Origin of the sequence: Rathayibacter sp. VKM Ac-2754 (assembly GCF_009807095.1) — a bacterium.
GTDB lineage: Bacteria > Actinomycetota > Actinomycetes > Actinomycetales > Microbacteriaceae > Rathayibacter.
In genome coordinates, this window is record NZ_WUCC01000006.1 from 1 (window position 1) to 22,540 (window position 22,540).

Sequence of the window (22,540 nt, forward strand, 5' to 3'; positions counted from 1 at the left end):
CCTGAGAGGGGTCGCGACGCCAAAGGAGCGGCCTCTCCTCCGTCCAACGCGACTGACAGCGACACGTGTGATGCTGCGTTGGGATCGACAGGCTGCGAGATCGAGGCAAAGAAGTGTGGTCAGTCCAAGGATCGTGCAAAGCGCGTCTGTCATGGCGCTCGGGCGGTCGACCATCTGGAGCGGGTTCGAAGGGCCTAGGTAAGATCGGACCGTGCAACCAGTGAAATCAAGGTCGGCGGCCCTCGACGCCATTCGAGTCCTCGCAATCATCGCCGTGGTCGGCTCGCACGTATGGAATGATCCGATCGCGAAGCAACTCTTCCTGACCTGGAACGTTCCGATCTTCTTCTTCCTAAGCGGATACCTCTGGACTGAGAAGAGGCCGATGCAGGTAGAGCTGCAGAAAAGATTCACTACACTCGTCGTCCCGTATGTGAGCTGGCTCTGTATTCTACTTCCATCATTTTTAGCGGGAGAGGCTCTCTCTGGGAGCCTCTCTCTCGCCTCGCTTGTACGGCCACTGCTCGGGGGCGCTTACATCGGGCAACCTTTCTCCGCATTCTGGTTCGTCAGCGCCCTTTTCTTTGTCGCAATCTCGTACCGAGCACTCCAGCGGTTTGCCTTTCGCACTCGAGCGATCATCGCCGTAATGATCACCGGCTTGGCAACGATGACACCAGAGGCGTTCGCCGCCCTCCCGCTCGGAATCGGTACCGGCCTGGCGAGCCTCGTCTTCATCGTGGCGGGCGATGCTTTCAGGCTCTACCGATCTCGCTTGAGCCGAAAGCCGTTACTCCTCGGGATCACGCTGATCACCGTTGGGGCCGCTGCCGTGGCTCTTGGGCTCGCTCAGCCGCTCGACCTCAAGCACTCCGACTTCGGCACGCCGGTTCTCAGTGCGCTGGTCTCCTGTCTCTTGTGCCTGGGCGCCACGATTATCGCCGAGGTGCTGGTGCCTGCGGAATCGTCCCGCCTGGGCCGCTCGATCGTGTTTCTGTCGAGTTGCGGCCTTTTCGTGGTTCTCGGGCACTCTGCTGTCCTCGCGCTCTTCTCGGTTCGAGGAGACGGTGACGCACTCATCTTCGGGCTCGCCGTGACCGTGCCGTGGCTGATCGGGTCTGCTCTGCGCTTCACCGCGCTGTCACCGATCCTGATGGGGGTACCTCGACTCACCTCGTCCTCGAAGCGCGAACATGGGACGAAGCGGGAGCGCGTCGAAAAAGAACCGAGCCTCGACCCATCGGACGAGGGAGCAGATGGGCGATAACGAGCTGCTTCAAGCAGCGGCCCGTCAGCGCACCGCCACCGTCGCCCGGTCGCGCCCCGTCAGATCCCGCTGCGTCGTCGCCCCGCGCCATCCGTCTGCCGTCAGCAGCTCCCGGATCTCCGCCCCCTGCAGCTCTCCGTGCTCGATCACGAGCACTCCCCCGGCGCGCAGGAGCCGGCGCGCCGTGTGCGCCAGCTGGCGCACGACGTCGAGTCCGTCCTCTCCGCCGTAGAGTGCCGAGGGCGGGTCGTAGAGTCGCACCTCCGGATCGCGCGGGACTGCGGCCGAAGGGATGTACGGCGGGTTCGACACGACGACCGAGACGGTCCCGTTGAGCGCCGGAAGTGCACGCGCGATGTCGTCGAAGACGATGCGCGCGTTCTCGAGCTCCAGCCGGTCGCGGTTGCCGCGAGCCCAGATGAAGGCCTCGACGGCGTTCTCGACCCCGATCACGCGAGCATGCGGGACCTCATGGGCGAGCGACAGGGCGATGGCGCCGCTCCCTGTTCCGAGGTCGACGGCGATCGGCGATGGGTCGACGACGGCGCGCAGGGCGTCGATCGCGATCTGCGCGACTCCCTCGGTCTCGGGCCGCGGCACGAACACGCCGGGGCCGACCGCGAGCTCCAGGGAGCGGAACGGCGCGACGCCGGTGATGTGCTGGAGGGGCTCTCGGGCCGCGCGGCGCTCGATCATCCGGTCGATGGCGGCGATGACCGACTCCTCGACCTGGAGGCCGGTGATGAGGCGGGCCTGGAGCTCGCCCCTGCGGAGGCCGAGGACGTGCCCCAGCAGGAGCTCAGCGTCGACCGCGGGGGTCGGCACGAGGGCGGCGGTGAGGCGCGCCGTGGCATCGGCGAGCAGCGTCCGCCCGTCGACCCAGGTGGTCACGGCGATCACGACTCGTCGCTGCCGATGTCGGCGAGACGGGCCTCTTCGTCGAACTGGATCGCGCTCTCGACGACCGGGTCGAGGGCTCCGTTCATGACGCCGTCGAGGTTGTAGGCCTTGTAGCCCGTCCGGTGGTCGGCGATCCGATTCTCGGGGAAGTTGTAGGTGCGGATGCGCTCGGAGCGGTCCATCGTGCGGATCTGCGTCTTGCGGGCGTCCGACGCGGCGGCGGCGATCTCCTCCTGCTGACGGGCGAGGATGCGGGCGCGCAGGACGCGCATGCCGGCCTCGCGGTTCTGCAGCTGGCTCTTCTCGTTCTGCATCGATACGACGATCCCGGTCGGGAGGTGGGTGATGCGCACGGCGGAGTCGGTGGTGTTGACCGACTGGCCGCCGGGGCCCGACGAGCGGTAGACGTCGATCTTGAGGTCGTTCTGGCTGATCGCGACCTCCTCGGGTGCGTCCACCTCGGGGAACACCAGGACTCCGGTGGTCGACGTGTGGATGCGTCCCTGCGACTCCGTCACGGGCACGCGCTGCACGCGGTGCACGCCGCCCTCGTACTTCAGGTGCGCCCAGACGCCCTGCGACGGGTCGGTCGCGTTGCTCTTGATGGCCACCTGGACGTTCTTGTAGCCGCCGAGGTCGGACTCGTCGCGATCGAGGATCTCGGTCTTCCAGCCCTTCGCCTCGGCGTAGTGCAGGTACATGCGGAGGAGATCGGCGGCGAACAGCGCGCTTTCGGCTCCGCCCTCGCCGCCCTTGATCTCCATGATCACGTCGCGTCCGTCGTCGGGATCGCGCGGGATGAGGAGGCGGCGCAGCTTCTCCTGGGCGACGCGCAGCGACTCCTCGAGCGCCGGCACCTCCTCGGCGAAGGCGTCGTCCTCACGCGCGAGTTCGCGGGCGGCGTCGAGGTCCTCCCCCGCCTCGATCCACGCGGCGTGCGCGGCCTTGATCTGGCTCAGCTCGGCGTAGCGGCGGTTGACCTTCTTCGAGCGCGCGGGGTCCGCGTGCAGCGCGGGGTCTGACAGCTGCGTCTGGAGATCCTCGTACTCGGCGAAGAGGACGCTGACGGATTCGAACATGAGGGGGGCCTGGCTTCCGGGTGTTCGTAGGGAGGTGGGTCTCGATACGCCCGCTGCGCGGGCTACTCGACCAGCATGCAACGGAACGGTGCTTTCACCGCTCGGGCTTCCCGACCAGCATGCAGCGGGACGGTGCTGCCGCTGCGCGGGCTACTCGACCAGCATGCAGCGGGACGGTGCGTTCGCCGCTCGGGCTATTCGACAAGCATGTCGTTCGTAGGGAGGTGGGTCTCGATACGCCCGCTGCGCGGGCTACTCGACCAGCGAGGGGGTGCGCCCGTTGGGCGGGCGACAAGCGGTGGGGACGCGAAAACGTCCGCGGTCGCCCCGGGTGGGGGCGACCGCGGACGTCGGGGCGCTAGTGGTGGCCGTTGCCGTGACCGGCGGTGGTCGGGCCGACGGCGGACTTCGAGACCTGCATCAGGAACTCGACGTTCGACGTCGTCTCCTTCAGGCGCGACAGGATGATCTCGAGCGCCTGCTGCTGGTCGAGGCCGGCGAGGGCGCGACGCAGCTTCCAGGTGATCTTGACCTCGTCGGCGCTGAGCAGCATCTCCTCGCGGCGGGTGCCCGACGCGTTGACGTCGACCGCCGGGAAGATGCGCTTGTCGGCCAGGTGACGCGAGAGGCGCAGCTCCATGTTGCCGGTGCCCTTGAACTCCTCGAAGATCACCTCGTCCATCTTCGAACCGGTCTCGATGAGCGCGGTGGCGAGGATGGTGAGCGAGCCGCCGTTCTCGATGTTGCGCGCGGCGCCGAAGAACTTCTTGGGCGGGTACAGCGCCGAGGCGTCCACTCCGCCCGAGAGCACACGGCCCGAGGCGGGGGCGGTCACGTTGTAGGCGCGGCCGAGGCGGGTGATCGAGTCGAGCAGCACGACGACGTCGTGGCCCAGCTCGACGAGGCGCTTCGCGCGCTCGATGGCGAGCTCGGCGACCGTCGTGTGGTCTTCGGCCGGGCGGTCGAACGTCGAGGCGACGACCTCGCCGCGCACGGTGCGCTGCATGTCGGTCACCTCTTCGGGGCGCTCGTCGACCAGCACGACCATCAGGTGGACCTCGGGGTTGTTCTGGACGATCGCGTTCGCGATCTGCTGCAGAACGATGGTCTTTCCGGCCTTCGGCGGCGCGACGATGAGGCCGCGCTGGCCCTTGCCGATCGGGGCGACGAGGTCGATGATCCGCTGGGTCAGCTTGCCCGGCTCGGTCTCGAGGCGCAGGCGCTCGGTCGGGTACAGCGGCGTGAGCTTCTGGAACTCGACTCGCGCAGCGGCCTCCTCGACGGTCTGGCCGTTGATCGAGTCGACCCGGACGATCGCGTTGTACTTCTGGCGGCCGCTGCCCTCGCCCTCGCGGGGCTGGCGGATCGCACCGACGACGGCGTCGCCCTTGCGCAGGTTGTACTTCTTGACCTGGCCGAGGGAGACGTAGACGTCGTTGACGCCGGGCAGGTAGCCCGTGGTGCGCACGAAGGCGTAGTTGTCGAGGACGTCGAGGATGCCGGCGACCGGGATAAGGACGTCGTCCTCGCTGATCTCGGGCTCGAAGTCGTCGCCGACGGCGCCGCCGCGACGCTTGCGGTCGCGGTAGCGGCTGCGGCGGCCGTCCTCACCGTCGGCCTGCTGGCCGTTCTGCGGCTGGTTGCCGTTCTGGCCACCGGAGTTCTGGCCGTTCGCGGCGGCCTGCGGCTGGTTGCCGCCCTGACCGTTCGCGTTCTGGCCGTTCTGACCCTGGCCGTTGGGGCCCTGAGCGTTCTGACCCTGGCCGTTCGAGCCCTGGCCGTTCTGGCCCTGGTTGCCCTGGCCGTTCTGCTGGCCGCCGTCGGCGCCCTGGCGGTCGTCGTTGCGGTTGCGGTTGCGGTTGCGGCGGTTGCGGCCGCGGCTCGAGCCCTGCTGGTCGCCGGAGTTCTGCTGGTCGCCCTGCTGGTCGTTCGAGCCCTGCTCGTCGCCCGAGCCCTGCTGGTCGCTGTCGGAGTCCTGCGACTCGACCGCGTCGTCCGCGGTGCTCTCGGCGGCGTCGTTCTGGTCGGCATTGCCGCCGCGGCTGCGGCGACGACCGCGTCGCTCGCGCGGTCCGCCGTCGCGCGGAGCGTCGGAGGACTCGGGGCCGTTGGGCAGCTCGATGTCGATGACGGTCTTGGGAGCCTGGTCGGCCTCGGCCGAGGGCTCGATGACCGGGAGGTCGGGGATGAGCGACTCGACGCCGGTCCCGCCCTCGATGTTGAGGTGCTCGCCGGCGGCGACGGTGCCGCTGGAGGCGCGACGCGAGGCGCGACGGCGCGGGGTGCGCTCCGCGGGCGCCTCGGCCGCGACGGGCTCGGCGACCTCGGGCTGAGCAGCCTCGGGCTGAGCGACCTCGATCGCGGGGGCCTCGACGGCCTCGGGGGCCGGCTCGGTCGCCGCGGGCGACTCGAACTCGACCGGAGCGGCCTCGGCGGCGGGCGACGGAGCCTCGTCGACGACGGGAGCAGCCTGCTCGACCGCGTCGGCGGTGTCGGCCTCGGCGCTCTCGATGACGGGCTCTGCCGGGGCCTCGGGCTCCGGGGTGGTCTGCTCGACCACGTCGGCCGGCTCGGCCTCGACGAGAGCGGCGTCGACGACGGCGGCCGCCTCGGCTGCCGCACCGTCGCGGAGCGCCGTGATCGCCTGGACGAGCTCGCCCTTGCGGAGCTTGGACGCTCCGCCGAGGCCGAGGCGCGTGGCGAGCGCCTGCAGTTCGGCGACTCGGAGGGCCGAGAGGTCGGCGCTGGTGTCCACGGCCGAGCCGTGGGTGTTGACATCTGTCACTGGAGAGGGTTCCTTCCCTCCGGGAGCGACTGCTCACCGGGAGAGCGCATCGACTGTGCGGTTCCATCGCGTGTTCTGATCCACGCGATGCTCTCGGCAGGCCATGCACCCGCTGCGACGAGGCAGCGGAGGAGGATGGACCGCCGGACGCCGATCTGCAAGAGGAGCAGGACGGGCGCCCTTCACACGATTCGATGGCCGTGGTTATCGGGACGATCCCGGGGACAGATTCCGCTCGTTACGCGGTTCCCTGGGATGCGATCCCCACTGTAGCACCCTTGAAGTCGACGGCCAGCATGTGGGCGCGCCACGGCGTGCCCGCCTCCTTCTCGACCAGATCGGCCGCTGCGAGGCGCTGTGCGGGGTCGCTGCAGAGGACCAGGACGCTCGGCCCGGCACCCGAGACGACGGCCGCGTAGCCGTGCGAGCGGAGCAGCGAGATCAGCTCCGAGGTCTGCGGCATCGCCGCCGCGCGGTAGTTCTGGTGCAGCTTGTCCTCGGTCGCCGCGAAGAGCAGCTCGGGGCTCTGGATGAGCGCCGCGATGAGCAGCGACGAGCGCGACACGTTGAACACTGCGTCCTCGTGCGGCACGCTCTGCGGCTGGAGCGACCGCGCCAGCTTGGTCGACATGGTGTGCTCGGGCACGAACACCACCGGCGACACGCCCCGGTGCACCATCAGCCGCTTCGAGCGCGGGCGCAGCGGACTCTCGGCCCCGCCTGCCGCGTCGGGTTCGACCCACGCGATGGTCAGGCCGCCGAAGAGGGCGGGCGCGACGTTGTCGGGGTGCCCCTCCATCTCGGTGGCGATGCGGAGCAGATCGTCGGAGTCGAGCGAGACGATCCCGTCGAGCAGGCCCTTCGCGGCCATGATGCCCGAGACGATCGCGGCCCCCGAGGATCCCATCCCGCGACCGTGCGGGATGATGTTGCGCGCGATCACCTCGATGCCGGGCATCTCCTGGCGCTGGTCCTTGAAGGTGTAGATGATCGCCTGGACCACCAGGTTGGTCTCGTCGGTGGGCACCTCGCCCTCGCCCACTCCGTGCACGGTCACCCGGGCACCGGAGGCGGCCACGGCCGTCACGTCGAGCTCGTCGTACGACGAGAGCGCGAGGCCGAGCGTGTCGAACCCGGGGCCGAGGTTCGCCGAGGTCGCGGGGACCTTGACGTGCACGGTGCGGCCGACGGGAACCGCCGAGGTCATGCGCCGGCCAGCCCCAGCACGCCCGCGATCGCGGTGGTGTCGACGGGGACGACGGTCGGCGTGATGTCGGCGCCGTCGGCGGTGCGGAGGGCCCACTGCGGATCCTTGAGTCCGTGACCGGTGACGGTGAGCACGACGGTGGCGTCCTTCGGGATCGCTCCGGCCTCGGCGCGCTCGAGCAGGCCGGCGACGCTGATCGCGGAGGCGGGCTCGACGAACACGCCGACCTCGCCCGCGAGGATGCGGTACGCCTCGAGGATCTTGTCGTCGCTGATCGCGCCGAAGTAGCCGTCGCTGACGGAGCGCGCGTTGAGGGCGAGCTCCCACGAGGCCGGGTTGCCGATGCGGATCGCGCTGGCGATGGTCTCGGGGTGCCGGACGACCGCGCCGTGCACGATGGGAGCCGAGCCCTCGGCCTGGAAGCCGAACATCCGCGGGAGGCGCGTGGTGGCGCCGCGCTCGAGCTCCTCCGAGTAGCCGCGGAAGTACGCGGTGTAGTTGCCCGCGTTGCCCACCGGGACGATGTGGAAGTCGGGGGCGTCGCCGAGGACCTCGACGACCTCGAAGGCCGCCGTCTTCTGACCGGCGATGCGGTCGGGGTTCACCGAGTTGACCAGGTGCACCGGGTAGTTCTTCGCGAGGTCGCGGGCGATGTCGAGGCAGTCGTCGAAGTTGCCCTGCACCTGCAGCAGCTGGGCGTTGTGCGCGATGGCCTGGCTGAGCTTGCCCAGCGCGATCTTGCCCTCGGGCACCAGCACGGCGGCGGTGATGCCGGCGTGGGTCGCATAGGCGGCGGCGGACGCGGAGGTGTTGCCGGTCGAGGCGCAGATGACGGCCTTCGCGCCGTGCTCGACTGCCTTCGAGATCGCCATGGTCATGCCGCGGTCCTTGAAGGAGCCGGTCGGGTTCATGCCCTCGTACTTGACCCAGACCTTCGCGCCCGTGCGGGCCGACAGGGCCGGCGCCGGGATGAGGGGGGTGCCGCCTTCGCCGAGGGTGATGACCGGGGTCGCCTCGGTGACATCGAGGCGATCCGCGTACTCGTGCAGGACTCCGCGCCACTGCTTGGCCATCTCAGGCTCCTTCAACTCGTAGAACAGACGTCACGGCGCCGACGAATCCGTGGGACTGGAGGGCGGTGACGGTGGCCGCCAGATCGGACTCTGCCGCGGCGTGCGTGCCGATGACCAGGGTAGCGGTCGGCTCGCGGCGCTCCGCACCGGGGGCGGCCTCGTCGAGGGGGTCGGCGACGGGCGGGGTCTGCACGAGAGTCTCGACCGAGACTCCGTGGTCGGCGAAGACGCCGGCGATCTGCGCGAGGACGCCGGGGCGGTCCAGGACCTCGAGGGTGACCTGGTAGCGCGTCGTCACGCGGCCGATCGGCAGCACCGGCAGGCCGGAGCTGGCGCTCGTGACGAGGCCCGGGCCACCCACGACGTGACGGCGCGCGGCCGACACGACGTCGCCGAGGACGGCGGAGGCCGTCTCGATGCCGCCGGCGCCCGCTCCGTAGAACATCAGGCTGCCGGCCGCCTCGGCCTCGACGAAGACCGCGTTGTTCGCGCCGTGCACGGCGGCGAGCGGGTGCGAGCGGTGCACGAGCGCGGGGTACACGCGGGCGGACACGCCCTCCTCCCCCGTCTTGGCGTCGACGAGTCGCTCGCAGATCGCGAGCAGCTTGACCACGTAGCCGGAGTCGCGCGCCTGGTCGATCTGCTGCTTGGTGATGCCGGTGATGCCCTCGCGGTGCACGAGGGTGACGGGCACGTCGGTGTGGAACGCGAGGCGGGCGAGGATCGCCGCCTTCTGCGCGGCGTCGTAGCCCTCGATGTCGGCCGTCGGATCGGCCTCGGCGTAGCCGAGCTCGGTCGCGCGGGCGAGCGCCTCCTCGAGCGTCGAGTGCTCGGTGTCCATGCGGTCGAGGATGTAGTTGGTCGTGCCGTTGACGATGCCCATGATGCGGTGCACCCGGTCGCCTGCGAGGCTGTCGCGCAGCGGGCGGATGATCGGGATGGCTCCCGCGACGGCGGCCTCGTAGTTCAGCTGCGCACCGACCTGGTCGGCCGCCTCGAACAGCTCGTTGCCGTGCGCGGCGAGCAGCGCCTTGTTGGCGGTGATCACGTCGGCACCCGACGAGATCGCCTTCAGGATGTAGCTGCGCGCCGGCTCGAGGCCGCCGATCAGCTCGACGACGATGTCGGCGCCGAGGATGAGCGCCTCGGCGTCGGTCGTCAGGTACTCGCGGGGGATGTCGGCGGTGCGGGGTGCGTCGAGGTCGCGGACGGCCACACCGGCGAGCTCCAGCGGCGCCCCCACGCGCTGGGCCAGCTCGTCGCCGTGGTCGAGCAGGAGGCGCGCGACCTGGGCACCGACGGACCCGGCGCCCAGCAGGGCGACGCGGAGGCTGCGGTACTCGATCATCGGAGGATGGCCTTTCGTTCGATGCCGGCATCGCGGCGGAGGAGGTCCTCCTCGGTCTCGCCGCGCACGATCACGCGGGCGCGGCCGTCGCGCACGGCGACGACCGGGGGACGTCCGAGGTAGTTGTAGTTGCTCGAGAGCGACCAGCAGTAGGCGCCGGTCGCGGCGACCGCGAGCAGGTCGCCGGGCCGCACGTCGGCGGGGAGGTAGTCGTCGTGCACGACGATGTCGCCCGACTCGCAGTGCTTGCCCGCGACCCGCACGAGGGCGGGTTCGGCGTCGGAGGAGCGGTTGGCGATCCGCGCGGTGTAGTCGGCTCCGTAGAGGGCGGGCCGGGTGTTGTCGCTCATCCCGCCGTCGATGCTCACGTAGCGGCGCACGGCGGTCGAGAGCTCGCCGCCGACGACGACGTCCTTGATGGTGCCGACCTCGTAGAGGGTCAGGCCGGACGGGCCGATCAGCGAGCGGCCGGGCTCGATCGCGATGTGCGGCACGGGAATCCCGCGGCCGGTGCACTGCTCGGCGACGGCATCGGCGATGGCCGCCGCGATCTCGTCGATCGGGGTGGGGTCGTCGGCGCTCGTGTAGGCGATGCCGAAGCCGCCGCCGAGGTTGAGCTCGGGGACGTCGCCGCCGGCGAGCAGCGCCGCGTGCACCTCGAGGAGGCGGGACGCCGACTCCGCGAACCCGGCGGAGCCGAAGATCTGCGAGCCGATGTGGCAGTGCAGCCCGAGGAAGCGCAGGCTCGCGTGCGAGCGGATGCGGGCGACCGCCTCCGGGCAGTCGACGAGGGTGATGCCGAACTTCTGGTCCTCGTGCGCGGTCGCGAGGAACTCGTGGGTGTGCGCGTGCACTCCGCTGTTCACCCGCAGCCGCACCGCCTGGACGCGGCCGTGGCGCTCGGCCGCCGCGGCGACCCGGTCGATCTCGATCAGGCTGTCGAGGACGATCGTGCCCAACCCGGCCTCGACCGCGCGGTCGATCTCGCCGAGCGACTTGTTGTTGCCGTGCAGCCCGAGCCGCGCGGGCTCGACGCCGGCGGCGAGAGCGACGGCGAGCTCGCCTCCGCTCGAGAGATCGATGTTGAGGCCCTCGTCGCGCATCCAGCGGGCGACCTCGGTCGAGAGGAAGGCCTTGCCCGCGTAGTAGACGGTGACGCCGGTGCCGATGCGGGCGAGCTCGCGGGCGAAGGCGTCGCGGGTCTGCACCGCCCTGCGGCGGGCGTCGCTCTCGTCGACCACGTAGAGCGGGGTGCCGAACTGCTCGGCCAGCTGCGACGCCGGGACTCCCGCGATCGTCAGCTCTCCGTCGTCGTCGCGCGCGGCGCCGTCCGACCAGACGCCGTCGACGAGCGCGTTCGCATCGTCGGGGGCGACGAGCCACTCGGGCGCGAGCGGGTGACGCGGGGCGCGGGCGGGCGCGTCGTCGTTTTCCACGGGTGAGACCTCACAGGAGAGAGTGGGAGCGTCACTGCGTGGCGAGCGAGTCCGGATTGACCCCTGAAGCCAGCAAGTTCGTCGTGTGCTGTCAGTACGGCGTCTGCGCAGTGCAGTGTGCCGTCACTGTCGGGCCGCGGTCTCCCGCGGGCACAGGGCTCCGATCCTACCGGTCGGCGGCGCGGAGGCCGACCGGGATCAGCTGCAGACGCCGGTCTCCTGCTGGGCGGGATCGCTGAGGAAGGTCGGGGCGAGCGCGAAGGTCGCGTCCAGCGACTCCGCCGAGACGACCGCGTCGGTGAGGGTGAGCCCCTGCGGCACCGAGTCGGCGATGCAGACCGACCGCGGCCCGAGCAGTCCGTCGGCGACACCGCCGAAGCGGTCCTCGACGTCGGCGGCGGCGATGGTCGTCCCGGCGACCGTGACCTCGGAGGGCGTGAGCTCGATCGCCCCGTCGGCCGCAGCGAGCTCGATCCCGACCCCGGCCGCGAGGCTGAGGCCGAGCACCTCGACCGAGGTGTTCACCCGCACGAGCGGCGGGTCGAGGGTGACCCCGTCGATCGGCACCTCGCTGCGGGCGGCGACCAGGTCGCTCACCGAGGCGGGGTCGAGGGCGACGGTGGCCGTGCCGGAGTCGAGCGCACCCGACCCGCTCGCGGGGACTCCCACGAGGGAGGCGTCGACATCGCCGTTCAGGTCGCCGAAGGCCACGTCGTCGCTGCGGATGTCGAGGCGGTCGAGCCGCCCCGCCACCAGCTGCGGCAGCACGGCCCAGCCGGCCACCTCGACGTCGACCGGGTGGTCGGCCGGGAGCGAGAGCGCCTCCCGGATGCTCGTCGCCGCCTGATCGGCGACCGCTCGGCGTGCCACCGCGTCGCCGACGACGGCCGCGACGACGAGCAGGACGACGACGATCGCGGTGACGATCAGAGCACGGCGCCCCCGCCGCGGCGCCCCCGCGGCGCTCACATCCGGTCCGGAGCGGTCACGCCGAGCATGGAGAGGCCGTTGCGGAGGACCTGCCCGGTGGCCTCGTTGAGGCGGAGGCGGGTCGAGTGCACGGCCTCGATCGGGTCGTCGCCCTGCGGCACGACGCGGCAGTTGTCGTACCAGCGGTGGTAGAGACCGGCGATCTCCTCCAGGTAGCGGGCGATGCGGTGCGGCTCGCGCAGCTCGGCCGCGTGAGCGACGATGCGCGGGAACTCCTGGAGCCCGCCGAGCAGCGCCGACTCGGTCGGGTGCACGAGGGTCTCGGGCGCGAACGGCTCGCGCGGCACTCCAGAAGCCTCGGCCTTCGCCACGACCTGACGGGTGCGGGCGTGGGCGTACTGCACGTAGTAGACCGGGTTGTCATTGCTGCGCTTGGTCAGCAGATCGAGGTCGATGTCGAGGGTCGAGTCGGCGGAGGAGCGCACCAGCGAGTACCGCGCGGCATCGACGCCCACGGCCTCGACCAGGTCCTCCATCGTCACCACGGTGCCGGCGCGCTTGGACATCCGCACCGCCTCGCCGTCCTTCAGCAGGTTGACCAGCTGGCCGATGAGGATCTCGAGGTTCACGCCCGGGGTGTCACCGAAGGCCGCGCACATCGCCATCATCCGGCCGATGTAGCCGTGGTGGTCGGCGCCGAGCATGATGATCGCGCGGTCGAAGCCGCGCTCGCGCTTGTCGAGGTAGTAGGCGAGGTCACCTGCGATGTAGGCGGCTTCTCCGTCGCTCTTGATGATGACCCGGTCGCGGTCGTCGCCGAAGTCCGTGGTGCGCAGCCACGTCGCTCCGTCGGCCTCGAAGATGTGGCCGAGCTCGCGCAGGCGCTCGATCGCGCGCTCGACGGCCCGTGACTCGTGCAGGGAGTTCTCGTGGAAGTAGACGTCGAAGTCGACCCCGAACTCGTGCAGGCTCTGCTTGATCTCGCCGAACATCAGGTCGACGCCGATCGAGCGGAAGGTCTCGTCGCGCTCCTGCTCGGGCAGGACCGACAGATCGCCGGGGTAGGCGGCGACCACGCGGTCGGCGATGTCGGCGATGTAGGCGCCGCCGTAGCCGTCGTCGGGGGTCGGCTGCCCGCTGTAGGCGGCCACCAGGCTGCGGGTGAAGCGGTCGATCTGCGCGCCGTGGTCGTTGAAGTAGTACTCGCGGGTCACCTCGGCACCCTGCGCGATCAGCACGCGGGCGAGGCTGTCGCCGACGGCAGCCCAGCGGGTGCCGCCGATGTGGATGGGGCCGGTGGGGTTCGCCGAGACGAACTCGAGGTTCATCCGGACGCCGGAGTAGACGGAGCCGGTGCCGTACGCCTCCCCCGCCTCGACGATCACGCCGGCGAGCGCCCCTGCGGCCGCGGCCTCGAGGCGCACGTTGAGGAACCCGGGGCCGGCGACCTCGACCGTGGCGACGCCGTCGACGGCGGTCAGGCCCTCGGCGAGCTCGGCCGCCAGCTCGCGCGGGTTGGCGCCGACCTTCTTCGCGAGCTTCATCGCGATGTTCGACGCCCAGTCGCCGTGGTCGCGGTTCTTGGGGCGCTCGAGCACCACCTCGGCGAGCGCGACCTCGACGTCGCCGCCTCGTCGCTGCACGGCGTCGAGGACGAGGGCGTGCAAGGAGGCGGCGAGCTGTTCGGGAGTCACGGGGCACGATTCTACCGGCCGGGGCCGCCGCGGCTCCCCTGCCGTCCGCTCGCCCCCGGGGCGGTTGCTAGGGTGCCTCGCATGCGCCGTCCCGCCGCCCTCCTCGCCGCCGTCGCGGTCGCCTTCGCGCTCTCCGGGTGCACGCAGGCGCAGGAGCCGTCGGCGAGCGCGGACGCCGCGGTCACGGGCACCCCCGTCCCACTGTCCTGCGAGCAGCTCGTCCCCGCGTCGGCGCTGACCGGGCTCTGGGCGGGCTACTCGCCGAGCGACGTCGACCCCACCGCGGTCTCGACCGAGATAGCCGGCTACGACGGAGTCGTCTGCGGCTGGGCGGACGAGTCGGGCGCGACATTCCAGCTCGCGGTCGCGCAGCTGGACCCCGCCATCATCGAGGCTCTGAAGAACGAGTACTACACGACGAGCAACGCAGTGCCCACCTACGGCAAACCGCCGGCGGTCGAGGGGTACTACGAGGTCGCGAGCGGCCGCGGCGTCGCCGATGCGTTCGTCGAGCAGTACTGGCTCGAAACGTCCAGCGAGTCGTTCGTCGAGCCCGGCGATCCCGAGCCGCTGGTCCGCGCGGCGCTGGACGCCCTGACGGGCTGAGCGTCAGCCCAACCGCATCGGTGAGACGTGATCGTCGTCGGGCAGCTCGTCGCACTCCGCGTCCACGCTCATGGTCTCGAGCCGGAGGTCCGAGAGGTAGCTGCTGAGGAAGGCGGTGTCGGCCGTGTCCCGCCCCGACGAGATGCGGAGCATCGACCCGCGCGGAGCGAGCCGCGTCGCGTCGACCACGTGCCAGGCGCCGCCGACCCAGGCCTCCGTCACCGCATGGAAGTCCTTCGGCTGGAGCGCCGGCGCGTAGACCGCGGTGACCCGAGCGGGGATATCGAGCGCACGGAGCAGACCGGCCACGGTGTGCGCGAAGTCACGGCACACGCCCTGCCCGCTCTCGATCACCTGCGCCGCTCCCCCGGTGGCGACCGTCGACCCGTAGACGTAGGAGAGGCGCCCGTGCACCCACTCCTCGACCGCGACGAGCGCGTCGAAGCCGCGGGCGCGTCCGAACTCGCGCCGGGCGATGCCGCCCAGTGCGTCCGCCTCGGCGTACCGACTCGGCCGCAGGTACTCGACGAGCTCGAGCTCACTGGGCTCGTCGGGAGCACCGTGGCCCTCGACCCGGGCGCGGTACTCGACGGTCATCTCGCCCCGGTTCGCCTCCACGCGATGGATGCGCGCGCCGTGCCGCGCGTCGAACTCGCGGACCGGCACCGGTTCGCCGTCGAGCAGGACCGTGAACGAGTCCTCGAACGCGGCGCCGGTCGGGGTCGCGGACATCAGGAAGATCAGGTCGGTCGGCCCGGACAGACGCAGGCCCAGCGAGGCGGAGACGGTGCGCAGCATGGCACCATCGTGGCACGCCGCGGAGCCCGGATCGGCGTCGGGGAGGCCCCCGCCCGAGTGCTAATGTTGTCCGGTACTCCTGGCCCCCATAGCTCAGGGGATAGAGCACTGCCCTCCGGAGGCAGGGGCGTAGGTTCGAATCCTACTGGGGGCACATCCCGCCGGAACGGGCGTCCAGCCGGTCCGAACATTTTTCGCGCTTGGCTCGCTCAAAACGCTCATGCCGATTCGTCGCGCTTGGGTACGGCCCACGCCGCAACGACCAGACCAGCCTGCGCGCACGCCCCTCGCCAGTTCCGCCTGACGACCTCAGCCCTCAGCCCCGAACGTGTCGCAGAGCAAGCGTTCATCTGCAGTCGCCCCGACCTCGAGGCCCTTGGTCACGGACGAGTTGCAGGGGCGGGAGGAGTCGACACGACTGCCGGGCGGGGAACTCCCGCGTAGGGAACTTTTCTCAGCTTCCGAGTGAGCGGACGCTCGACGAACCAGTAGATCGCGGCGGCTGCGATAACGGAACCGACTATCGAAGCCGTCACTGAGAGAACTCCTGATTGCACGCCGATGATGCCGAGAGCGACTGGAGCAATGGGAGCGAGCATCGGGTGAAACAGATAAAGACTGTAAGACGCATCACCCATGAACAATACGGGCTTCGGAAGAATCCGCGCGAGAATGGGCTCAGCCAAGACGACGATCAGGAACACGGCCGTGACGACCCCCTTCCTGAACGGTGCGTTACGCGCCCAGTCCAGACCGTCGGGAAGCAACGCGAATATCAGCGTCGCTGCGAGAGCAAGAGTCAGGAGGAACATCAGGTTCCGCCGAGGGTTCGACGAGAGAACGACTCGCCCGATCACCATCCCGATGATGAAATACAAGACGATCTGATCGAAGTAGAAGGCCCATGTCGGCCAGTCTTCGTCGCCACGCACAGCGTGAAGGCCAGCAAGAACGAGGAGAGCAACGCTCGAGAAGAGAAGAACGTTTCGACGGAACAAGAGCGCCGCGGTGAAGATCGCGTAAAACGCCATCTCGAAGGTGAGCGTCCATCCCACGCCGAGAAGCGGCTCAACGCTTCCTCCTGGGTTCCGCGTCGGGAGGAAGAGGAACGACGCGATGCCCGACCAGGGCGTCAGCGCTGCGTGAAGGACCGCACCCGGGAGCGCGATCATTGTCAGTATCTTCACAGTGGTGGCGATCCAGTACATCGGAACGATACGAATCAGCCGACGTACCGCGAAATTCTTCCAGCCTCCGGGCACCTCGAAAGGCCGAGCAGTGACCATCATCACAAAGCCCGAGATGACGAAGAATATGTCGACACCGACGGTGCCGCCCTTCCAGACGAAGATGGACTGATCAAGCCGCTCATTGGCGTAAAATGTGCTGTGGGTGATGACCACGAGGATCGCCGCCACGAAACGGAGCGCTTGTATCCCCTGAAACTTCTGCGCTTTCTGCAACGCGACTCCTCTGGTCATCTGATCGGGACATCGTGGTGGGCGCGGAAAATCGTCGCGGTGCCGAGGATACGCCTCACGGCGTCGCCGCGCAGTGCGTGCGTGCGCACCCCGCCTCGCCTACCCGCACCGAGGCTTCGCCGCCGGCCGGTCAACGGGCACGCAACATCGGCTCGAGCGCATCGCCCAGAGGGGTTGCTAGGTGCGCCGAGAAAGTCGCCGTGATGTGGTGCGCATCGCGGTAGATCAACGTATTGCCCACTATCGGGGGACACCAATCCACGGAGCAGAGGTAGTCAGTGAGGTCGATCGAGACCGCGTCGTTCTGCGCAGCGGCGTCAGCCTCGCTCCCACGGATCTGCTGATCGACCGCTTTCTCGCGCTCGAGACCACACACTTCGGCCTCGGCGAGATGCGCGGACAAGCACACGGCCGGCGTATCGATCAGATCAGGCGTATCGGCCATCACAGCAACCGGCGAGGGGATCGCACGGATCGTCCTCTCAAGACCCGCCTCCCAACCCTCGATGTAGTCGGATCCCGAAGTACCCGTGTCCGCCCTTCCGTAGTTCGCGACGATGACCAGAGCTGGCGGTGCCTCCTGGAGCTCCTGGAGAACTCCATCCCTCCAGGCTGAGCACTCGGAGTACGGCACGCCATCCAGTCTGACCTCAATGTCGACGGAGGGACAGGAACTCTTGGTGAATGTCTCGACGGAGTATCCAAGTTCGGATGCCGCGCCGATCACGGCGGGAAACCATTGTGCGGCATGGGAATCGCCGAAAAGAGCAATTTGAGGTAGGCCTGGGTCCCCGAAGAGGCACGGTTCGCTATTCGAACTAGCGAAATCACGATGACACCCGTCCTCATAGAGTTCCGGTTGATCTGACGAGGCCTGCCGCAGCGACGGTTCCAAGTTCCGCGGAACGACGTCAGTGGGCTTCGGCGGGGCGGTGATCGCGCTCGCGACTTCTACCTCGACGGAAAGATGTCGGCTGTTCGAATAGGCGAACGACGCGGTCGCACCCAACGAGATGACAACCGAGGCCGCGAGCGCACCGAACAACGTCGCTCGAGGAGGAGCGTTCTTAAGCTTCGGCCATCTGATCATCGGAGTCTCGACATACCGGTAGGACAACCACGCGAGCGGAACACAGGCGAGAGCGAGCACGAGCGTGAGCGCGATCGGTAGCGGCTCCCTCGAACCGACCACGGTCTGCGGTATCACGAGAACTGGCCAATGGATGAGGTAGAGCGAGTAGGAAATAGTACCGATAAAGGTCATGCCCCGTACCGAGAGCAGCCTAGTCGGACCGAAAGCCGGTGAACCCAGTCCGCCGGCTATGACCATTGCCGTAGAGGCCGAAGGGATGAGCGCCCAGAAGCTCGGGAATGGAGTGGCACTCGTGAAGAGAAGAAGGGAGAGCACAATACCTGACAGCCCCAGCCATCCGAGGAGTGCGCTGAGGTGACTGTGTAACGGCAGGCGCCTCCCCTCGAGAAGGAACGCAGTCAATCCCCCCAACGCGAGTTCCCAGGCGCGCGTGGGCAACGAGAAGAACGCCCACGGCTGAGATTCGTAGGTGAGGACCACGCAGGCCACGAACGAGGCGACCGCGACGGCAGCCACCACGACCAGGAGAGTGCGTCTGCGCCTCGAGACGCCGTAAGCGACAGCGATCAACGCTGGCCACAGCAAGTAGAACTGCTCCTCCACGCCGAGCGACCAGAAGTGCTGGAAGAGCGACGGAGTGCTTTCCGCGAGGTAGTCCGTCCCCTGCGCCGCGAAAAGCAGGTTGGGAACGTAGAAGGCGGTCGCAACCGCGCCGCGCCAGACCTCCTGCATGAGCAGTGGTGGATACACGAATAGCGCTGTGACGATGGACAACGCGAGCACCACGAATGAAGCGGGGAGGATCCTGCGAGCGCGCTTCGCGTAAAACTCCGCGAAATCGATCCGTCCTCGGGCGCGGAGCGAACCGAGGAGGTGCGTGGTGATCAGGAAGCCGGAGATCACGAAGAAGACATCGACGCCCGCGTAACCGCCGGGGAGGAACGACACTCCCGCGTGGTAGAGGACGACCCCGCCCACAGCGACGGCCCGAAGCCCCTAGATATCCCGACGGAAGTCCGATCGAACAGGGGTCTCGACAGACGAGTATGGAGCAGGAGTCTTCGGCAAGGTCTCGCTTCCTGTTGGAGGCCGGCTCGGCACGCTGCAAGCGACCGCCGACACGGACGCTCTCCTCAAACAAGGGAGCGTTCGTTGTCCGGAGGGGGATCGGCGGCGCGACGTCCCCCACCAGGCTCTTGTCCGGCTTGCCGCGCTCTCGAATTCATGGACGCGACGGCCCCGGGCTCGCGACCACCAGGCGTCCGCTCAGGATAGCGACGTGGTTTCACCCAGTTCCGCCCGCTGGCGCCTGATCAGGCCTTAAGAGGAGAAATCGGATGAGTTTCTGCTGTATTGCCACCCCTATGGGTGTCGAGATGGCGCGAAGTGGATTATCGTGGGCGCACCCGCCACCCCGAGTGCAGACCCGAAAACTCACTCGTTCACCCGATGGAACCCCGGCGGCCGCAACCCTGGAGCACCGATGCTCACCGAACGACAGACCCACTCGAAGCCGTCTCTCACCCTTCACCTCGGCCACCGCCTGTGCGAAGCGTGCGGACGCAAGCGCGCCCGGCGCCACTCCCCCTTCTGCTCGCAGGAGTGCGCCGAGACCTTCATGTACTACGACTGAGACCGGATTCCTCGCGGCGCACCCCGAACCTCCCTCGAAACGCTCTCAGGAACGGCCTGTTCCTGAGAGCCGAGTCGTAGGGTGAGCGCGTGAACATCCTTGTCGTCGAAGACGATCCAGCCATGGGTGAGGCCCTCGTGGGCGGCCTCGAAGACGCCGGTTACGAGGCGGTGCTGACGACGAACGGCGTCGACGCCCTCGTGGCGTTCAACAACGCCGAGTTCTCGGCGGCGATCGTCGATGTGATGCTGCCGGCGATGTCGGGGTTCGAGATCTGCAGGCGCATCCGCGAGCTCGGCCGGTCGACTCCGATCATGCTGCTCACGGCGCGCGATGCGATCGAGGACCGCGTCTTCGGGCTGGACGCCGGTGCGGACGACTACCTCACGAAGCCGTTCGCCTTCACCGAGCTGAACGCGCGGCTCCGCGCCCTGCTGCGACGCAGCCCGTCGCTGATGTCGACCTCGATCGAGGTCGGTCGCATCACGGTCGACGGGTCGAGCATCCGCCGCACGGCCGACGGCAGCCGCATCCACGTCAGCCCCAAGGAGCTCGAGCTGCTGAAGCTCCTGATCACTCCGGTCGGCTCGGTCGTGACCCGGCAGCGGATCCTCTCGGAGATCTGGGGCGGCGGCGAGATCGTCGACAACAACATCGTCGACCAGTACGTCAGCTACCTCCGTAAGAAGCTCCCGACCGAGGACACCGGCGTCAGCATCGTCACGGTGCGCGGCAAGGGATACTTCCTCCGCCCCGTCGAGTAGGGCTGTGACGACACCGGAGCCTGAGCGCCGCCGCTCGACTGCACTCTCGATCCGGGCGCGCATCACCGTCGGCAGCGTCGCGGTCGCGACCGTGCTCTTCGCGCTGGCCGCGATGCTCTTCTACCAGGTGGTCTCGGGGATCGTCGAGCGGAGCGAGCGCACCATCCTCGTGTCGATCGAGGACGAGATCCGCCGCGACATCTCGGCCGGCAACGTGCCGCGCGCCGAGGGCTCGACGACCGGTCAGCTCTACCTCGCCCTCAGCCCCGAGGGAGACGGCACCGCGACGACGATGCCGGCCCGCCTCTCGAGCGCGGTGCTCGGCGACCTCCAGGCGACCGCCGCCGACTCGACTCCGCGCTACACCGAGATCACGACGGGCTCGACCCGGTACCTGGTGCGAATCACCGCGGTGGAGGCCGACGACGGCACCTGGTCGGTCGCGACCGCGCGCGACCAGGCCGCCTCGCAGCTGGTGCTCGACGACTTCGCGCACGTCCTGGTCTACGCCGCGATCTTCCTCGTCGTCACCTTCGGTCTCGCGTCGTGGATCCTCACGGGGGCGGCCCTCGCGCCGGTCAGGCGGATGCGCGCCCGAGCCGACCAGATCGCCGCCGAACCCGGCCACGGCGACCAGCTGCCGGTGGTCGGCACCCACGACGAGATCGACGAGCTGGCCGAGACCCTCAACGCCTTCCTGACCAAGCAGACCGCTTCTCTCGCCCGCGAGAAGCAGATGGTGTCGGATGCGAGCCACGAGCTGCGGACTCCGCTCGCCGCCCTGTCGGCGCAGCTCGAGATCGCCCACCACCGCGTCGAGGATCCGGTGGCGGTCGACCGCGTCATCCTCGACGCGCGCAAGAGCGTCGACCGGCTGGTGCGGCTGGCGTCCGCGCTCCTCGACATCTCGCGGATCGAGAGCCGCTCGATCCGGCCGACGGCTCCGTTCGACGAGCTGGTCGACGAGCTCGTGGGCGCGGTGGACCGCACGCGGCTCCTCGCGAGCGAGTCGGGCGTCGAGATCGACTACGACATCGACGAGCGCGAACCGCTGCGGCTCTACGGCGTCGCGGCCCAGGACTTCGGGCGGGTCATAGACAACCTCGTCCGCAACGCGATCCAGGCGATCGACGGAGGCGGGATGATCGTCGCGGCGCTCAGCCAGCAGGACGGACGCCTGCTGCTCACGGTGTCGGACGACGGGCCGGGCATGCCCGACGCGTTCATCCCGGTGGCCTTCGACCGGTTCTCGCGGCCCGACGACTCGCGGACGCTCGCGTCGGGCGGGAGCGGGCTCGGGCTGGCGCTGGTGCACACGACGGTGCTGTCGGCCGGCGGGACGGTGACGCTCTCGAATCGGGAGCCGCGCGGGCTCGCGGTGGAGATCGTGCTGCCGCCGGTGGGGTCGGCGGGGCGGTGACGGGGGTGGGGGCGTTCCCACGGAGGAGCACGCCCCGCTTGTTGATCGAGTAGCCCGCACAGCGGGCGTATCGAGATCCACGTCCGCCAGAAGGTCGGGACAGATGCCGCATCTGCTGAAGCTGGTGGGTCTCGATACGCCCCTGCGGGGCTACTCGACCAGCATGGGCGCGGGTGGGTCTCGATACGCCCCTGCGGGGCTACTCGACCAGCATGGGCGCGGGTGGGTCTCGATACGCCCCTGCGGGGCTACTCGACCAGCATGCGCGCGGGCGGGTCTCGATACGCCCCTGCGGGGCTACTCGACCAGCATGCTCTGCGCCGATGCGGCCTTCAGCCTCGACTCCTCGAGCAGCAGAGACTCAGCGCCGGTGGCGGGCGGTGACGTCGACTAGCGGGGGTCGTCCTCGGGGCGGACGGGCTGGGGGTCGCCGGTCACGGGCGGGGGCGCCCAGACGGCCTGCGTGGTCTCGGTGGTGGCGCTCTGGCCGTCGAGGAGGTTGCGGGCCCGGTTGACGACCTCGGGGTCGACGAGCACGGAGTAGCTGGACGCGATGACCTGCATGGTCGAGGTGAAGTCGCGGCGACGGCGGTTCACGGCGTAGGAGGCGAGGCCGAACAGCATCCCGAAGCCGGCACCGAGGAGGACCGCGGCGATCAGGAACGAGAAGTCGGTGGTCGGCGAGAAGATGATGAGCAGCAGGCCGAGGAACACACCGAGCCAGGCGCCGGAGGCGGCTCCCGCGAGGGCGACGCGGCCCCAGGTGAGCTTGCCGGTCACGCGCTCGACGCTCTTGAGCTCGTTGCCGATGATCGCGAGCTGACGCACGGGGAAGTCGGCGCGGGCGAGCACGTCGACCGCGGCCTGCGCCTCCTGGTAGGTGTCGAAGGTGGCGAGGATCTCGCCGCGAGGGATGGTCGGGAAGGCCGGCCCGCGGCCGTTGAACGGCATCTGCTGAGTCACCCGTTCAGGCTCCCACAGCACTCTTGGAGCCTTCTGAACAGTGCTCGAGAGCATCCCGAAGGT

Annotated in this window: 18 protein-coding genes, 1 tRNA gene and 1 pseudogene; 6 read left to right on the forward strand and 14 right to left on the reverse strand. The window is 69.2% G+C overall.

Translation table 11 applies throughout. From position 1 onward, the window contains the following. Nucleotides 1-211: 211 nt before the first annotated feature. The gene (locus tag GRS92_RS11325; RefSeq protein WP_159856363.1) at nt 212-1,267 is read left to right on the forward strand and encodes an acyltransferase family protein; all 1,056 of its coding nucleotides are present in this window, start codon (nt 212-214) and stop codon (nt 1,265-1,267) included. A 24-nt stretch (nt 1,268-1,291) separates the two neighbouring features. On the opposite strand, the gene prmC is transcribed toward GRS92_RS11325, so the two are convergent. The 9 genes from prmC to argS all read right to left on the reverse strand — a co-directional run bounded on the left by prmC (nt 1,292) and on the right by argS (nt 13,719). Further along, the gene (prmC, locus tag GRS92_RS11330; RefSeq protein WP_159856365.1) at nt 1,292-2,167 is read right to left on the reverse strand and encodes a peptide chain release factor N(5)-glutamine methyltransferase; all 876 of its coding nucleotides are present in this window, start codon (nt 2,165-2,167) and stop codon (nt 1,292-1,294) included. Next, nucleotides 2,164-3,246, reverse strand: coding sequence for a peptide chain release factor 1 (gene prfA / locus GRS92_RS11335; RefSeq protein WP_159856367.1), 1,083 nt, complete (start codon nt 3,244-3,246; stop codon nt 2,164-2,166). The genes prmC and prfA overlap by 4 nt, the downstream gene beginning before the upstream one ends. A gap of 358 nt (nt 3,247-3,604) precedes the next feature. Continuing rightward, a complete protein-coding gene (gene rho, locus GRS92_RS11340; RefSeq protein WP_159856369.1) occupies nt 3,605-6,031 on the reverse strand; it encodes a transcription termination factor Rho in 2,427 nt (808 codons plus the stop codon). A gap of 238 nt (nt 6,032-6,269) precedes the next feature. Then, complete coding sequence (thrB, locus tag GRS92_RS11345; protein ID WP_159856371.1) at nt 6,270-7,238, reverse strand: homoserine kinase; 969 nt, start codon at nt 7,236-7,238, stop codon at nt 6,270-6,272. After that, nucleotides 7,235-8,311: a threonine synthase gene (gene thrC, locus GRS92_RS11350; protein WP_159856373.1), complete on the reverse strand. Its 1,077-nt coding sequence runs from the start codon at nt 8,309-8,311 to the stop codon at nt 7,235-7,237. Before thrC ends, thrB begins: the two co-directional genes overlap by 4 nt. Before the next feature lies 1 nt (nt 8,312). Then, entirely contained in the window at nt 8,313-9,659 is a 1,347-nt protein-coding gene (locus GRS92_RS11355) for a homoserine dehydrogenase (RefSeq protein WP_159856375.1), read from the reverse strand. Next, nucleotides 9,656-11,095 carry a diaminopimelate decarboxylase gene (gene lysA / locus GRS92_RS11360; RefSeq protein WP_159856377.1) on the reverse strand — a complete coding sequence of 480 codons (1,440 nt, stop codon included), beginning with the start codon at nt 11,093-11,095 and terminating at the stop codon, nt 9,656-9,658. Before lysA ends, GRS92_RS11355 begins: the two co-directional genes overlap by 4 nt. A gap of 198 nt (nt 11,096-11,293) precedes the next feature. Then, entirely contained in the window at nt 11,294-12,064 is a 771-nt protein-coding gene (locus GRS92_RS11365; RefSeq protein WP_159856379.1) for an LmeA family phospholipid-binding protein, read from the reverse strand. Beyond that, nucleotides 12,061-13,719 carry an arginine--tRNA ligase gene (gene argS / locus GRS92_RS11370; RefSeq protein WP_159856381.1) on the reverse strand — a complete coding sequence of 553 codons (1,659 nt, stop codon included), beginning with the start codon at nt 13,717-13,719 and terminating at the stop codon, nt 12,061-12,063. The genes GRS92_RS11365 and argS overlap by 4 nt, the downstream gene beginning before the upstream one ends. An 81-nt stretch (nt 13,720-13,800) precedes the next feature. On the opposite strand from argS, the gene GRS92_RS11375 reads away from it, so the two are divergent. Continuing rightward, nucleotides 13,801-14,325, forward strand: coding sequence for a hypothetical protein (locus GRS92_RS11375; protein WP_159856383.1), 525 nt, complete (start codon nt 13,801-13,803; stop codon nt 14,323-14,325). Between the two features lie 3 nt (nt 14,326-14,328). Here the strand turns inward: GRS92_RS11375 and GRS92_RS11380 are convergent, their stop codons facing one another. Then, nucleotides 14,329-15,123, reverse strand: coding sequence for a transglutaminase-like domain-containing protein (locus GRS92_RS11380; RefSeq protein ID WP_159856385.1), 795 nt, complete (start codon nt 15,121-15,123; stop codon nt 14,329-14,331). A gap of 82 nt (nt 15,124-15,205) precedes the next feature. On the opposite strand from GRS92_RS11380, the gene GRS92_RS11385 reads away from it, so the two are divergent. Further along, nucleotides 15,206-15,277: transfer RNA gene (locus GRS92_RS11385), tRNA-Arg, on the forward strand. Between the two features lie 226 nt (nt 15,278-15,503). Here the strand turns inward: GRS92_RS11385 and GRS92_RS11390 are convergent. The 3 genes and pseudogenes from GRS92_RS11390 to GRS92_RS19125 all read right to left on the reverse strand — a co-directional run. Then, nucleotides 15,504-16,586: an acyltransferase family protein gene (locus GRS92_RS11390; protein WP_159856387.1), complete on the reverse strand. Its 1,083-nt coding sequence runs from the start codon at nt 16,584-16,586 to the stop codon at nt 15,504-15,506. 148 nt (nt 16,587-16,734) lie between these two features. Then, a complete protein-coding gene (locus GRS92_RS19120) occupies nt 16,735-17,694 on the reverse strand; it encodes an SGNH hydrolase domain-containing protein (protein ID WP_268817145.1) in 960 nt (319 codons plus the stop codon). 30 nt (nt 17,695-17,724) lie between these two features. Beyond that, a pseudogene (locus tag GRS92_RS19125) lies at nt 17,725-18,681 on the reverse strand (acyltransferase family protein); the annotation flags it as partial. Between the two features lie 499 nt (nt 18,682-19,180). Between GRS92_RS19125 and GRS92_RS11400 the strand changes: the two are divergent. The 3 genes from GRS92_RS11400 (at nt 19,181) to GRS92_RS11410 (ending at nt 21,514) form a co-directional block, all read left to right on the forward strand. Beyond that, on the forward strand, nt 19,181-19,330 hold the full coding sequence (locus GRS92_RS11400) for a hypothetical protein (RefSeq protein ID WP_159856389.1): 150 nt from the start codon (nt 19,181-19,183) through the stop codon (nt 19,328-19,330). 89 nt (nt 19,331-19,419) lie between these two features. After that, nucleotides 19,420-20,094: a response regulator transcription factor gene (locus GRS92_RS11405; protein ID WP_268817144.1), complete on the forward strand. Its 675-nt coding sequence runs from the start codon at nt 19,420-19,422 to the stop codon at nt 20,092-20,094. A gap of 4 nt (nt 20,095-20,098) precedes the next feature. Then, nucleotides 20,099-21,514: a sensor histidine kinase gene (locus GRS92_RS11410; RefSeq protein ID WP_159856393.1), complete on the forward strand. Its 1,416-nt coding sequence runs from the start codon at nt 20,099-20,101 to the stop codon at nt 21,512-21,514. Nucleotides 21,515-21,904: 390 nt separating this feature from the next. Here the strand turns inward: GRS92_RS11410 and GRS92_RS11415 are convergent, their stop codons facing one another. Continuing rightward, nucleotides 21,905-22,477, reverse strand: coding sequence for a general stress protein (locus GRS92_RS11415; protein ID WP_235021961.1), 573 nt, complete (start codon nt 22,475-22,477; stop codon nt 21,905-21,907). Between the last annotated feature and the right edge of the window lie 63 nt (nt 22,478-22,540).

Coding starts and splice junctions, on each gene's coding strand:
- prfA (WP_159856367.1), bottom strand. CDS start 3,246: ATGTTCGAATCCGTCAGCGTCCTCTTCGCCGAGTACGAGGATCTCCAG.
- thrB (WP_159856371.1), bottom strand. CDS start 7,238: ATGACCTCGGCGGTTCCCGTCGGCCGCACCGTGCACGTCAAGGTCCCC.
- thrC (WP_159856373.1), bottom strand. CDS start 8,311: ATGGCCAAGCAGTGGCGCGGAGTCCTGCACGAGTACGCGGATCGCCTC.
- GRS92_RS11355 (WP_159856375.1), bottom strand. CDS start 9,659: ATGATCGAGTACCGCAGCCTCCGCGTCGCCCTGCTGGGCGCCGGGTCC.
- GRS92_RS11375 (WP_159856383.1), top strand. CDS start 13,801: ATGCGCCGTCCCGCCGCCCTCCTCGCCGCCGTCGCGGTCGCCTTCGCG.
- GRS92_RS11380 (WP_159856385.1), bottom strand. CDS start 15,123: ATGCTGCGCACCGTCTCCGCCTCGCTGGGCCTGCGTCTGTCCGGGCCG.
- GRS92_RS19120 (WP_268817145.1), bottom strand. CDS start 17,694: ATGATCAGATGGCCGAAGCTTAAGAACGCTCCTCCTCGAGCGACGTTG.
- GRS92_RS11400 (WP_159856389.1), top strand. CDS start 19,181: ATGCTCACCGAACGACAGACCCACTCGAAGCCGTCTCTCACCCTTCAC.